12 protein-coding genes and 1 pseudogene are annotated in these 13,343 nt (G+C 66.3%); 10 read left to right on the top strand and 3 right to left on the bottom strand.

Features of this window, described 5'->3' with window-relative positions; genetic code table 11:
• The first annotated feature begins 13 nt into the window (after nucleotides 1–13).
• From BVC93_RS14370 to BVC93_RS14350, 5 genes and pseudogenes are all read left to right on the top strand, one after another.
• Complete coding sequence (locus tag BVC93_RS14370) at nucleotides 14–787, top strand: SGNH/GDSL hydrolase family protein (protein ID WP_083738056.1); 774 nt, start codon at nucleotides 14–16, stop codon at nucleotides 785–787.
• On the top strand, nucleotides 784–1,539 hold the full coding sequence (locus tag BVC93_RS14365; RefSeq protein WP_083738055.1) for an alpha/beta hydrolase: 756 nt from the start codon (nucleotides 784–786) through the stop codon (nucleotides 1,537–1,539). The genes BVC93_RS14370 and BVC93_RS14365 overlap by 4 nt, the downstream gene beginning before the upstream one ends.
• A gap of 69 nt (nucleotides 1,540–1,608) precedes the next feature.
• Nucleotides 1,609–2,346 carry a L,D-transpeptidase gene (locus BVC93_RS14360; RefSeq protein ID WP_083738054.1) on the top strand — a complete coding sequence of 246 codons (738 nt, stop codon included), beginning with the start codon at nucleotides 1,609–1,611 and terminating at the stop codon, nucleotides 2,344–2,346.
• 280 nt (nucleotides 2,347–2,626) lie between these two features.
• Nucleotides 2,627–2,809: pseudogene (locus BVC93_RS34620) on the top strand (hypothetical protein); the annotation flags it as partial.
• A gap of 75 nt (nucleotides 2,810–2,884) precedes the next feature.
• Complete coding sequence (locus BVC93_RS14350) at nucleotides 2,885–3,847, top strand: threonine ammonia-lyase (RefSeq protein WP_083738052.1); 963 nt, start codon at nucleotides 2,885–2,887, stop codon at nucleotides 3,845–3,847.
• Here BVC93_RS14350 and BVC93_RS14345 read toward each other — a convergent pair.
• A complete protein-coding gene (locus tag BVC93_RS14345) occupies nucleotides 3,819–5,171 on the bottom strand; it encodes an FAD-dependent oxidoreductase (protein WP_083738051.1) in 1,353 nt (450 codons plus the stop codon). The two genes, BVC93_RS14350 and BVC93_RS14345, sit on opposite strands and share 29 nt — an antisense overlap.
• Nucleotides 5,172–5,262: 91 nt before the next feature.
• On the opposite strand from BVC93_RS14345, the gene zwf reads away from it, so the two are divergent.
• Together zwf and BVC93_RS14335 are read left to right on the top strand one after the other, a co-directional pair.
• A complete protein-coding gene (gene zwf / locus BVC93_RS14340; RefSeq protein ID WP_083738050.1) occupies nucleotides 5,263–6,762 on the top strand; it encodes a glucose-6-phosphate dehydrogenase in 1,500 nt (499 codons plus the stop codon).
• Between the two features lie 51 nt (nucleotides 6,763–6,813).
• Nucleotides 6,814–8,481 (top strand): acyl-CoA synthetase, encoded by a 1,668-nt coding sequence (locus BVC93_RS14335; RefSeq protein ID WP_083738049.1) that lies wholly within the window; start codon nucleotides 6,814–6,816, stop codon nucleotides 8,479–8,481.
• A gap of 38 nt (nucleotides 8,482–8,519) precedes the next feature.
• On the opposite strand, the gene BVC93_RS14330 is transcribed toward BVC93_RS14335, so the two are convergent.
• Nucleotides 8,520–9,599 carry an NAD(P)H-dependent amine dehydrogenase family protein gene (locus tag BVC93_RS14330; RefSeq protein ID WP_083738048.1) on the bottom strand — a complete coding sequence of 360 codons (1,080 nt, stop codon included), beginning with the start codon at nucleotides 9,597–9,599 and terminating at the stop codon, nucleotides 8,520–8,522.
• A 76-nt stretch (nucleotides 9,600–9,675) separates the two neighbouring features.
• Between BVC93_RS14330 and BVC93_RS14325 the strand changes: the two genes are divergently transcribed.
• Entirely contained in the window at nucleotides 9,676–10,419 is a 744-nt protein-coding gene (locus BVC93_RS14325) for a glucose 1-dehydrogenase (RefSeq protein ID WP_083738047.1), read from the top strand.
• A gap of 34 nt (nucleotides 10,420–10,453) precedes the next feature.
• Here BVC93_RS14325 and BVC93_RS34020 read toward each other — a convergent pair whose 3' ends face one another.
• Nucleotides 10,454–10,834 carry an SRPBCC family protein gene (locus BVC93_RS34020; protein ID WP_236950362.1) on the bottom strand — a complete coding sequence of 127 codons (381 nt, stop codon included), beginning with the start codon at nucleotides 10,832–10,834 and terminating at the stop codon, nucleotides 10,454–10,456.
• A gap of 449 nt (nucleotides 10,835–11,283) precedes the next feature.
• Here BVC93_RS34020 and BVC93_RS14315 point away from each other — a divergent pair, with 449 nt between their 5' ends.
• Nucleotides 11,284–12,411 carry a GGDEF domain-containing protein gene (locus tag BVC93_RS14315; RefSeq protein WP_083741049.1) on the top strand — a complete coding sequence of 376 codons (1,128 nt, stop codon included), beginning with the start codon at nucleotides 11,284–11,286 and terminating at the stop codon, nucleotides 12,409–12,411.
• Nucleotides 12,408–13,286, top strand: coding sequence for a LysR family transcriptional regulator (locus tag BVC93_RS14310; RefSeq protein ID WP_083741048.1), 879 nt, complete (start codon nucleotides 12,408–12,410; stop codon nucleotides 13,284–13,286). Before BVC93_RS14315 ends, BVC93_RS14310 begins: the two co-directional genes overlap by 4 nt.
• The last annotated feature ends 57 nt before the right edge of the window (nucleotides 13,287–13,343 follow it).

The following is a 13,343-nucleotide window of genomic DNA, read 5'->3' as shown; positions in this document are numbered from 1 at the left end:
TAAGGTGCCCGCCATGGCGTACTCGCGCTATGTGGCGCTCGGCGACAGCCAGACCGAAGGACTCTGGGATGGTGACGACGACAGCGGTTTACGAGGCTTCGCCGATCGCCTCGCGATCCGCCTGAACGGGCTGTATCCGGGCCTGCAGTATGCGAACCTGGCGGTTCGGGGCCGCACCACCCGCGACGTCCTGGACAACCAGTTGCCGGCGGGGTTGGCCATGCAACCCGACCTGGTGACGGTCTGCGTCGGAATGAACGACATGGTGCGCCCGGGCCGATGGTTCGACACAGCGCTGGTGGAGCTGGAGACGGTGTACACGCGCCTGGCGGAAACCGGTGCGACGGTGGTGACGACGACGTTTCCGGACGTCGCCAGGATCCTTCCGGTGGGCAGGGTGCTGGCGGCGCGGCTGCAGCAGATCAATGCGGTGATCGCCAATTCCGCTGCCCAGCATGGCTTTGGGCTTGTGGATCTGTTCAACGCGCCGTCGATGATGGATCCCGAAGTGTGGAGCGTCGACCGCATGCACGCCTCGCCGTACGGCCATCAACTGTTCGCCGACGCGGCTGCCGAAGCACTGGGACTACCTGACAGCAACCATGATTGGGCCACCGCTCGAGGCACCGGCCAGACACCGAGGCCCGCGCAGCGGGTGCGGGCCCAGGCCCAGTGGACCCGCAACATGCTGGCGCCGTGGATTTGGCGCACGCTGCGCAGTCGTCCACCCGGATACGGCAAATCGGCCAAACGCCCGCAACTCGGGGGCATAGACTCCCACGAATGATCGACCGCGGTGATCCCGACGGCACGCCATTGTTGTTCGTACACGGTGCTTTTCACGGAGCATGGTGCTGGGACGAGCATTTCCTGGAGTTCTTCGCCAGCCGCGGCTACCGGGCGGTGGCGCTGAACCTGCGTCAACATCCGGGTGATCCGACCGGTGCGACGGTAGCCGACTACGTCGCCGACGTCCGCGCCGCCGCCGACACCCTGCCCCGTCCTCCGGTGGTGATCGGACACTCGATGGGTGGGTTCGTGGTGCAGAAGTACCTGGCCGCGCATACCGCCCCGGCGGGGGTGCTGCTGGCGTCGGCGCCGCCGTACGGACTGGGCAAGGCGGCACTGCGGGTGGCCCGGCGCAATGCCCGCCACAGCGGACGCCCCGCGGCGCTACGCAGGCCGCTGCTGTTCTTCGGGGCCCCGGCAGTCGCCCGCAACACCTTCTACAGCGACTCCACCCCCGCACATCTGGTCGCCCGCTACACCGAAAGGCTGTGCGACGAAAGCACCCGTGCCCTGTACCGGGACTTGCTCTACGCCGACCTCGCCGAGCCGGCCAAGGTGTCGACACCCCTGCTGGTGCTCGGTGCCGCCAGCGACGGCTTCTTCAGCCAGCGGGAGGTCTGCGCCACCGCCAAGGCCTATCGCACCCATGCGGAGTTCTTTCCCGACATGGGCCACAACCTGATGCTCGAGCCCGGTTGGCCGATGGTGGCGCAGCGCATCCACAGCTGGCTGTCCGATCTGCTGTTGTAACAGCAATCCCCAGTTCAGCGACGAATCGGTAGTGAGCCACTACCATCGGTGGTCCGTCTCAGCGAAAGGATGGTCACCGTGCGTACAACGCTTCGATTCGTCCTCGTCCTGGCCTTCAGCGGCCTCATCACCACTCCTACGGCGTCGGCCGCGGTATCCACGCCCGTCGTCACTCAGGTGGTGCCCGCCGCCGGACAGACCGTCGGTGTCGCACACCCGGTGGACATCACCGTCAGCACCCCGGTGAACCGACGTTCGATCGAAGACTCCATCCGGGTGGTCGAACCGGCAGGCATGACCGGCAAACTCGAATGGCTGGATACCGACACCGTCCGTTTCACCCCCGACGGGTTCTGGCCCGCGCACTCGACCATCCAGCTGTCGGTGGGGAACACCCCGCTGACCTTCAACACCGGTGCCTCGGTGGTGGGCGTCGCCGACATCTCTGAACACACCTTCACCGTCAGCATCGACGGGGTGGAGGCCCGGCAGATGCCCGCGTCGATGGGCAAGCCCGGATTCGCCACTCCCACCGGTTCGTTCACCGCGCTGGCCAAGGAGCGTGACGTGGTGATGGACTCGCGCACCATCGGCATTCCGCTGGACTCCGCCGAGGGCTATCTGCTGGACGTCAACTACGCCGTGCGCGTCACCTGGGGTGGGGTGTACGTGCACTCCGCGCCATGGTCGGTGGGCTCGCAGGGCTATGCCAACGTCAGCCACGGTTGCATCAACCTGAGCCCCGACAACGCGGCCTGGTACTTCGACACCGTGAGCGTCGGCGACCCGATCATCATCAACGCCTAGACGGGGCGGCCAACCGGCGACGAAGGAGTCGCGGAGGTACCCGTCTACAGCCGACCCAGTGGTCGGTGGTCCCTGTTTTGATGTTGGCATGTCCACTGAAACAACGTCTTTCGCCGCTGATGGGGTAAGCCCCAAGCGTCGGATGGAGGCGTTGTCCGAGGAACTGGCGGAGTTGTCGGGTCACCGCAATGCCATCGACGGGCGCATCGTCGACATCGTCGCCGAGATCGACCGTGACGGACTGGCAGGCAACACCGGCTACCGCTCCATCGCCTCACTTGGTAGCCGAGTGCTGGGCACCGGCACCTCAGACGCCGGAACCGAGGTCAAGGCTGAAGTGCCGCAACGCGAACTGATCCGCTACGCCGTGGACCTGCGTTCCCTGTCGCACGGCACCGCCACCTTCACGCGGGAGTTCGTCCGCTACGAGCCGTGCAGCAACGGGGTGGTCGGTTCGCAGTGATCGGGTGCGCGGCACGCCCGCGCAAGATGCGCGTCGGCCTGCCGTGAACCAGTTCGGTGGGTAGGGTCATGGCTCGTGGTTCGGACCCGCCTGGATACCGCGAGAATCCGCGCCGTCCGCGACCTGATCGACCCAGTGTTCCTGGACTCACCCCTGTTTCGCTGCGAAGCACTCGAGCCGCGACTGGGCTGCGCGGTCAGCGTCAAGCTGGAAACCGCGAACCCGGTCCGCAGCTTCAAGGGCCGCGGCACCGAGGTCGTCACCGGCCAGCTCACCAGTCCGGTGGTCTGCGCCAGTGCGGGCAATCTGGGTCAGGCTCTGGCCTGGTCCGGCCGCAAGCGGGGGCTGGACACCATCGTTGTGGCCTCACGATCCGCACCCGCCGTCAAACTGGACCGCATCCGCGCCCTCGGTGCGCATCTGGAGCTGGTCGACGGCGATATCGAGACAGCCCGTCAACGCGCGAGTTCGATTGCCCGCCAGCAGAATATCCGGTTGCTCGAAGACAGCCTCGACCTCGAGACCTGTGAAGGTGCCGCCACCATCGGCCTGGAACTGACGGGCACCCAGTTCGACACCGTGCTCATCGCGCTGGGCGGCGGCGCGATGGCCACCGGCGTGGGCCACGTCCTCAAGGAACTTGCGCCGCACGTCGAGGTGATCTGTGTACAGCCCGCGGGTGCGCCGGCGATGACACGCTCATTCCACGCCAGGCGGGTGGTCACCACCGACTCGCTGAACACCATCGCCGACGGGGTGGCGGGTCGGTTCCCCATCGCCGAGGTGCTCGACGACCTACTGCTGGTCGCCGATGACGCCGTGCTGGTACACGAGCAGACCATCAAGGCCGGGATGCAACTGCTGCTGGAGCACGCGGGCCTGGTCGTGGAACCGTCGGCGGCACTCGGCGTCGCGGCCCTGCTGGAGAACCGCGAGCGCTTCGCCGGCAGGCACGTCGTGACCATCGTGTGCGGCAGCAATGTCGACGCCGACGACTACCGCCGCTGGGTCAGCGCAACGCCCCCAGCAGCTGGTTGAACGCCTCGGTCATCGACGGGTGGGTGTAGATCTCCTCACGCAGGGCGGTGGCGGTGATGCCGTGGCGCATGGCCAGCGCCACGGTGTTGATCACCTCGTGCGAGTCGTGGGACAGCAGCGCGGCCCCGACGATCGCGTCGGTGTGGGCATCCACCACCACCTTCATCATGCCGCGCGGGTCACCGACGATGCGGGCCCGCGGCACCGTCGCCATCTCGGCCACCTTCATGGCCGCCACCTTCACCGTCAGCCCCTGTTCCCGCGCAGCCCGTTCGGTGAGCCCCACCCGCGACAGGGGCGGAGTGAGGAACAGTGAGTACGGCACGGCCCTGCGGTCGGTGGTGCTGCGGGCACCGGATCCGGTGAGCTGGTCGAGGACAATGCGGTAGTCGTCGAGCGAGATGTAGGTGAATTGCGGGCCGCCGTTGACATCGCCGACGGCGAAGATGTGCGGCGTGCTGGTGCGCAGATGCTCGTCGACCACGATCGATCCGTCCGCACCTGTGTCCACCCCCGCGAGATCGAGCCCCAGACCAGCCGTCACCGCCCGCCGACCCAGCGCCACCAACACCAGGTCACCTTCGACGACGCCGATATCGAAATGTACTGTACCGCCGTCGATTCTGTTGACCTGGGCGCCGGTGATCACCTGGATACCCGCTTGGTCGAGCAACTCGCCCACCGCAGCAGCCACATCGTCGTCCTCTCCGCCGAGGAGGCGGTCATGTTTCTCCAGCACCGTCACCGTCGACCCGTATCCGGCGAACATCGCGGCGAATTCCAGGCCTACGTAGCCACCGCCGAGCACCACCAGCCGTGAGGGCAGATCGGGCTGCACCAGCAGTTCGGTACTGGTGACCACCCGCGGGTTGCCCGCCAGTCCCGGGATGTCCGGCAGCACCGGTTCGGAGCCGGTGCCCACCACAATCTGCGGTGCGCGCACGATGTGGACGGTGCCGTCCACATCGTCGACGCGGACGGTGGTGCCATCCAGAAACTGGGCCCGCCCGGTCAACACCGTCACGGTGTCGAGGTTGTCGAGCATCGCGAAATTGCGGCCACGAAGGAAGCCCGTCAGCTTGGCGGTGGTGTCGACGGCCGCCCGGTAGGCGAAGGTGTGCGGCGTCCCCGGTTCCAGCCGCTCGGATCCGAAGACCATGGATTTGGTTGGGACACAGCCGATGTTGATGCAGGTGCCGCCGTACATCTGGGCGGACTGCTCCACCATCACCACTCGACGACCCTGGCTGCCCAGGGCGGCAGCCAGAGTCTTGCCACCCTTGCCGAATCCGATGACGATGAGGTCGACGTCGACTGTGTTCATGGTCAGGTACTCAACGCCTTTTGCACACTGTTGACCACCCGGCTACCGGTAAGACCTGCGCGCGCACTGCAGGGGTGGAATCATCCGTCAGATGGCCACCGACACGCCACAGACCATTGCCTACCCGTCCCCCGGTTCTCGCCCGCTGCGTCGCGGCGAGGAAACGCTCGCTCCGCACGTGATCGTGTTGTTCGGCGCCACCGGCGACCTCGCCAAACGCAAACTGCTGCCCGGAATGGCATACCTGGTGAAATCGGCTCTGGCGCCGCAGATCCGAGTGGTCGGCACTTCCCTGGAGGATTACACCGACGAGGAGTTCCGCGAGGTGGCCCGCGAGGCCATCAACGCCTTCGGCAACCACAAGCTCACCGACCAGGAGTGGGACGCGTTCGCCTCCCGGGTCTCCTACGTGCCGCAGGGCGCCGGACCCCAGGCGCTGGCCGCCGCTGTCGCCGACGCCGAGGCCGCACTGGGCCCGGACACCCAGCGGCTGCACTACCTGTCCGTCCCACCCAAGGCCGCCCGGGCCGTCATCACCATGCTGCGTGATGCCAACCTGGTGGAGCGGTCGCGGGTGGTGATGGAAAAGCCGTTCGGCACCGACCTGGCAAGTGCCGTGGCGCTCAACGACTTTGTGCACGAGACCTTCCGCGAACGGCAGATCTTCCGCATCGACCACTTCCTCGGCAAGGAAGCCGCCCAGAACATCCTGGCGTTCCGCTTCGCCAACGGCCTGTTCGAACCGATCTGGAACCGCAACTTCATCGACCACATCCAGATCGACATCCCCGAAACCCTAGGTCTGGACCAGCGCGCCAACTTCTATGAGAGCACCGGCGCCTACAAGGACATGGTGGTCACGCACCTGTTCCAGGTGATGGCGTTCGTGGTGATGGAACCACCCACCGCACTGGAGCCGCGGGCCATCAGCGAGGAGAAGAACAAGGTGTTCCGCTCCATGCTGCCCATCAAGTGCGAGAACGTGGTGCGCGGCCAGTTCACCGGCTACCGGGAAACCGAAGGGGTGGCACGGGACTCCGACACCGAGACGTTCATCGCGCTGAAGGTCGGCATCGACAACTGGCGCTGGGCCGGCGTGCCGATCTACCTGCGCACCGGCAAGCGGATGGCCGAGGGACAGCGCATCATCTCGATCGCGTTCAAGGAGGCGCCGCGGACCATGTTCCCGGCCGGCTCCGGTGTCGGCTCGCAGGGACCGGACCATCTCACCTTCGACCTGGCCGACGCGTCGAAGGTGTCGCTGTCCTTCTACGGCAAGCGTCCGGGACCGGGGATGAAGCTGGACAAGATGTCCATGCAGTTCTCCACACAGGAAACCGAGTCGCTCGGCAACGTGCTGGAGGCCTACGAGCGGCTGATCCTGGACGCGATGCGCGGTGACCACACGTTGTTCACCACCGCCGAGGGCATCGAATCGTTGTGGGAGCGGTCGGCGGCACTACTGGACGATCCGCCGCCGGTGAAGTCGTATCCGCCCGGCACCTGGGGCCCGAATGCCATTCACCAGCTGATCGCCCCGAATGCGTGGCGGTTGCCGTTCGAGCGGGCATGGCGGGAAAAGAAGTCATGAACGTGTGACCCGCGCCACCCACCAATCTAGAACGTGTTCTAGATTGGTGGTATGAGCGGCGCCTCCTTCGACCTGTCCAGCGTGTTCTCCACCGTGGCGACGGCCATCCCGGACAACACGGCGTTGGTGTGGCGCGACCTGCGGCTGACCTATGCGCAGCTCGACGCGCGGATCGACGGGGTGGCGCACTATCTGGCTTCGGCCGGGCTGGGCTGCCACACCGAACGTGACCAGCTGGACGGCCACGAGTCCGGACAGGACCACATCGGGCTGTACCTGCGCAACGGCAACCAGTACCTCGAGACCATGGTGGCGGCCTACCGCGCCAGGGTGGCGCCGTTCAATGTCAGCTACCGCTACGTCGAGGAAGAGCTGCTGTACCTGCTCAACGACTCGAAGGCCACAGCGCTGGCCTACAACGCCGAGTTCGCCCCGCGGGTGGCCGCCATCCGCGATCGACTGCCACACCTGAGGGTATTGATCCAGGTGGCCGATCACACGGGCAACGAGTTATTGCCCGGCGCAGTCGATTACGAGTCCATCGTCACAACACCCGCGCCGGCGATGCCCAGCCCCACCGGTGACGACCTTTACATCCTCTACACCGGCGGCACCACCGGCATGCCCAAAGGCGTGCTGTGGCGCCAGCACGACATCTTCATCTCGGCCATGGGCGGTCGGCCGTTCGGCAGCACCGAAGCACTGACGTCCTATGCCGCCATCGCCGAGCGAGCCAAGGCCGCCGCCGGGGTGATGTCGCTGCTGATGCTGCCGCCGTTCATGCACGGCGCGGCGCAGTGGGCCGCCTACAACATCATCACCATGGGCGGCGCCATCGTGATTCCCGACGACGTGGAAAAACTGCAGGTGGCCGACGTCCTTCGGCTGGTCGAGCGCGAGGAGGTACGCAGCATCCCGGTGGTGGGTGATGCAATGGCCCGGCCGCTGATCGACGAGATCGAGACCGGTGACTACGACCTGTCCGGCCTGATCTCGATCACCAACGGCGGCGCGCCGATGTCGCCGACGGTGCGTGACCGCATCCGGGCCGCGCTGCCGAATCTGCTACTGATGGACGCGGTGGGTTCGTCTGAGTCCGGCGCGCAGATGAGCGCCGTCATCGGTGAAGTCGCCGGCGAGACTGCGGGTACCGCACCGGTGTTCAATCCCGGATCCGACACCGCCGTGGTCGATCTCGAGTTCACCCGGGTGCTGGCACCTGGTGACGGGGAGGGTTGGCTGGCGCGACGGGATCTGATTCCGCTGGGCTATCTGGGTGACGCGGCCAAGACCGCGCGTACGTTCCCGACCATCGACGGGGTGCGTTGGTCGGTGCCCGGCGACAAGGCACGTGCACTCGCCGACGGCCGAATCGAGTTGCTGGGCCGGGATTCGGTGACCATCAACTCCGGCGGCGAGAAGATCTTCGCCGAGGAAGTGGAGCGCGCGGTGGCCGCACACCCGTCGGTGTACGACGTCGTCGTCGCCGGACGTCCGTCGCAGCGGTGGGGCAGTGAGGTGGTGGCCGTCGTCCAGCTGGCCGAAGGTGCGTCGGTCACCGATGACGAACTGATCGAGGTATGCCAACGCACCATTGCCCGCTACAAGATCCCCAAGGCGTTCATCCGCACGCCCAAGGTGATGCGCTCCCCCGCGGGCAAGGCCGACTACCGGTGGGCTAAATCCGTCGCCGAAGAAGCTGCCGCACTTCGTCGTTGACACCGCTTCGCCGTTGACACCACTGCGGTGTCAACGACTCAGACAGCGGGGCGGTAAACACCTCTGCCTGTGACCAGCGGCATGTCCAGGGTGGTCCGGATGCCCGGGGCCGCCTCCACCACGGCGGGAATCGCGTTGACGATGCGTCCGGCCCCCACCAGGATGGCCGCGTAATTGTGGTCACCACGGCTACTGGTCGGGCAGATGTCGACGGCGTACGACGGTTCGCCGGTGATCTCCACGCGGTAGGAGCCGCCGGGCTGCGCGGGCTGCGCCCAGTCCGGCCGCAGATCTTCACGGACGCGGGTGATGTGTTCGACCACCACCGCAGCCCTGCCGTCGACCATGCCGTTGATCTCGAAGCGCATGGCCGCAACGGTGCCCTTCTCGATCACGCCGCAGGCGGTGTCGATGTCCTCAGGCGCGGGCTCCAATTCGTAGTTCTCGGTGATCTCGTCGAGTTCGACGCCTATGCCCGCGGCGAGCATCTTCAGCGCTGTGCCCCAGGCCGCGCTCAGCACGCCCGGCAGCAGCAGCATGCCCGGCTGGTCCATGGGATTGCCGAAGCCCATGACGATCTTCATCACCACTTCACCGTCGTAAGTGGCGTAGTCGGCGATCTCCATGGTGCGGATCTGCTCTATGCGCTGACAGGTGCCCGCAAGCGCGAACGGCATCAGGTCGGTGGCGAAGCCGGGATCGACCCCCGTGATGAACACCGACGAATTACCCTGCAGCGCGGCGTCTTCCACCCGCTTGATGACCTTGTCCGGCAGCACACTCCAGGGGAACTGCAGCCCGCCCGGAGCCGAACCCACCACGTTGATTCCGGCCGCCAACGCGGCGGTGACATCCCGGGTGGCCTCGACGGGTCTGGTGTCGCCCATCGCGCAGTACACGAGGCAGTCGGGCACGGTGGCCAGCACCTGCTCCATACCCGGGGTGGCGACGACACCGGTGCGCACGTCCAGGCCGGCCAGTTCGCCGGCGTCCCTGCCGAGTTTCTCGGCGGTGGACACCCCGACCGCGGTGAGTTCGAAGCGAGGGTCTTCGATCAGCTGGGTCAAGGCGATGCGGCCACAGTTGCCGGTACCGACGAGCGCGACGCGGATGGTCATGGTTGGCAGTATGTCCGCTCGGACGCGGAATTGAAACAGGTTCTAGTTTTCTCGCAGTCGGGTAGCCTGACGCCCCATGGGACGTGTTGATGGAAAAGTTGTACTGATCAGCGGCGGCGCGCAGGGCATGGGGGCGTCACACGCCAAGATGCTCGTCGACGAAGGCGCCAAGGTGGTGATCGGCGACATCCTCGACGAGAAGGGCGAGGCGCTGGCCGCCGAACTCGGCGATTCAGCGCGCTACGTCCACCTCGACGTCACCGAAGCCGAACAGTGGGACGCCGCGGTGAAGACCGCCGTCGACACCTATGGCTCCCTGACCGCCCTGGTGAACAACGCGGGCATCGTCGCGCTGGGCAAGATCGGCAAGTTCGATATGGCCAAGTGGCAGAAGGTGATCGACGTCAACCTCACCGGAACGTTCCTCGGAATGCAGGCCGTGGTGGAGCAGCTCAAGGCCGCCGGCGGCGGGTCGATCATCAACGTTTCGTCCATCGAGGGCCTGCGCGGCGCGCCGATGGTGCACCCCTATGTTGCCTCCAAGTGGGCGGTGCGCGGCCTGGCGAAGTCGGCGGCGCTGGAGCTGGGCCCGTTCAACATCCGGGTGAACTCGGTGCATCCCGGTTTCATCCGGACCCCGATGACCAAACACTTCCCCGATGACATGGTGACCGCGCCGCTGGGCCGGCCCGGCAAGTCCGAGGAGGTGTCCACCTTCATCGTGTTCCTGGTGAGCGACGAGTCGTCGTTCTCGACCGGCAGTGAGTTCGTGATGGACGGCGGTCTCGTCACCGACGTGCCGCACAAGAACCTCTTCTGACCGCGAGAGCGCCTGGCCAGTCGAGGCTTGAGGGTCAGCGGTTCTCGACCAGCGCGACCAGCTGATCCAGCGCGGCACCCCAGCCCTCGTGAAAGCCCATCGCCTCGTGTTGCTTGCGGGCAGCAGCGTTGTCGTGCAACGCGATTGCGGTGTAGCGGGTGCCGTCCCCCTCGGGCACGATGTCGATGACCGCCGTCATGTGGAATTCCCCGTCCGGGACCGGAACCGGGCGATAGCCGGGGCCCAGAGCCGAGGTCCAGATGAGCCGACGACCTTCGACCACCTCGAGATAACACCCGGTGGACGGGTACTCGTCGCCTTCCGGCGAGGCCATGACGGTGTGCATCTTCCCGCCGGGGCGCACATCCACCTCGACCTTGACGGTGGACCAGGGTGCCGGGGTGAACCACTGCACCAACTGCTCGGGATCGGTCCACGCGTCCCAGACTGCTTGGGGCTGACGTCGACGACACGCTCGAGCACCAGGTCGGTGGCGGGATCGACGTCGATGGGGTGCGGTTCGGTCATGGCTGTTTCTCCTCTGTGGGCGTTCTGGTGATGTAGACGGCTTGCGGGCCAAAAAGTCATCGAGCTGATCGACTCGCGGTTCCCAGGGTGACTGCTGTTTGGCAAAGGCGTGATCCGCCGTTGCCGGATCGCTCGAAGGATGTGGCGAACTGCGGCGGCACCTCAAATTCGTCACGAAACTGTCCACGAACAGCTACGAAAGGCCCCTCGGTCGCGAACTTCACGCACCGCTTGGCTGACGTGCGGGACGCCCGCGAGCTGCCTTTTTGTTCTCGACCAGGCTCTGTATCGCTTGATACCGTTTTGAAGACCGAACGAGGAGGGTGGCCCGTGGTGATGGCGATCCGACGCTGGTGGCGCCAACCCGACCACTTCTACTGGATGACTTCTCTGCTTGCCGCACGCGGACTGCAGACCACTGTCTGCCGCGTGCTGGCTGTCACCGTCGTGGCCCTGGGAATCGTCAATGTCGCGATGCTGCAGAGCCCCCGCGGACCCCAGGGCACCGTCAATCAGCTGGCCGTCGTGTCGGTGGCCGTCATCTGCGTCGCCTTCGCGGCCATGTGGCTGCGACGACGTTGGCCGAGCCAGGCCGGTTCATCGGCGTTCGTGGTGTCGGCTGCCGTCGGTATCGCCGTCTGCTGCCTGGTGCAACCGGACCCCGCTGCCGGACTGCTGGGGTCCACGGCCTTCGCGGCCCTGAGTGGGTACGTCGCCTTCTTCCATCAGCCCCGCCACATCGTGTTCACCGTCGCGGTTGCGACGGTGACCTCGGTACTGCTCGGCACACGGCTGGCGACCGAGTCCGATCCGGTGTTCACCTTCGCCGCGCTGGCGTTCCTGGCCATGGTCACATTCACGGTGCCCGCTGCATGTCAGGCGATGGTGCACCTGCTCGGTATCAACGTGTTGGCCTCGGAGATCGACACATTGACCGGGCTGCCCAACCGGGACGCGTTCTACCGTGCCACCGGCGCTTTGATCTCAGCGCGGGGGCGAGTCGACGATCGACACCTGGTGCTGCTGCTGATCACGCTGGACAACTTCAGCCTGCTCAAGAGCGCCGGTGGCACCGTCGCCTGCGAGCGGGCCCTGGTGGCGGTGGCGCAGACCCTGCGCGAAACCACCAGGAGCAACGCCGTGGTGGGTCATATCGGTGACGCGGAGTTCGTCATCGCCGACACCTTCTCCTCGACGGATTCGTCACCTCTGGTCGAGCGGGTCCGCGGAGCGGTGGCCACCACCCCGCCGCGGCTGACCGCCAGCATCGGCGTGGTGTGCACCCCGCTGCGGGTGTTGGCGGACTGCCCGCCGCAGGAACTGCTCGACGAGCTGATCGAGCTGGCGGGCCAGACCATGGCCGACGCCCGCCGGGGCGGCGGCAACCAGGCCCGCTACACGGTGTGCCCGATGCCGGCGGCGATCGAACCCGAGAACAGGTCCGACGCCGACGACCAGTGGTGAACCTCGACGAACTGCGCTGGTTCCTGGTCCTCGCCGATACCGAACATGTCACCGACGCGGCCACCGAACTGCAGATCAGCCAGCCCACCCTGTCGCGGGCACTGGCCCGGCTCGAAAACCAGGTGGGTGCGCCGCTGTTCGACCGGATCAACCGCAGGCTGATCCTCAATGCATACGGGCGAATCCTGGCCGACCATGCCCGACGCGCCACCGCAGATCTGGATGCGGCGGTGGAACGTATTGCCGCACTGCGTCATCCGGACACCGGCACGGTGCGCCTGGCCTTCCTGCACTCGGTGTCCAGTTGGTACGTGCCCGAACTGCTGCGCCGGTTCCGCACCGCGGGCCCTCAGGTGCAGTTCGATCTGTACCAGGGCGCCGCGCACGAGATCGTCGAGCGCCTGCGTACCGGGCACGCCGATCTGGCGATCACCTCGCCGCGGCCGAGCGGTCCCGGCGTCGGGTGGCACCCGCTCTACGTCGAACAGTTGTGTCTGGCAGTGCCGCGGGGCCACCGTTTCGTGGGCCGCCCCTCGGTGCGTTTCGGCGACATCGCCGACGAACCCGTGGTGGCACTGCCCGTGGGTTTCGGGTTGCGGCATCTCACCGACGAGCTGTTCGCGAAGGCCGGCGTGACACCGCGGATCGCCGTCGAGGCGATGGAGATCCCCGCTGTCGAAGGCATGGTGGCCGCCGGCTTCGGAGTGGCGGTGGTGCCGCAGCCACGTCCGGGACGCGGCGAACCCAACTGCGAGTACGTCGCGCTGCCACACCGCGACGCCCAGCGGCATATCGGTCTGACCTGGAGCACAGAGCGACAACTGCCTCCCGCGGCCGAACGGTTCGCCGGTTTCGTCAAAACCCTCGACCACTGATCATGATATGTACGCATGGAGTTGATTGATTTCATGCATTGGACACATTGAATTTCG

The sequence above is a fragment of the Mycobacterium sp. MS1601 genome (assembly GCF_001984215.1).
Classification (GTDB): domain Bacteria; phylum Actinomycetota; class Actinomycetes; order Mycobacteriales; family Mycobacteriaceae; genus Mycobacterium.
This window is presented reverse-complemented; position numbering and strand designations above follow the sequence as displayed.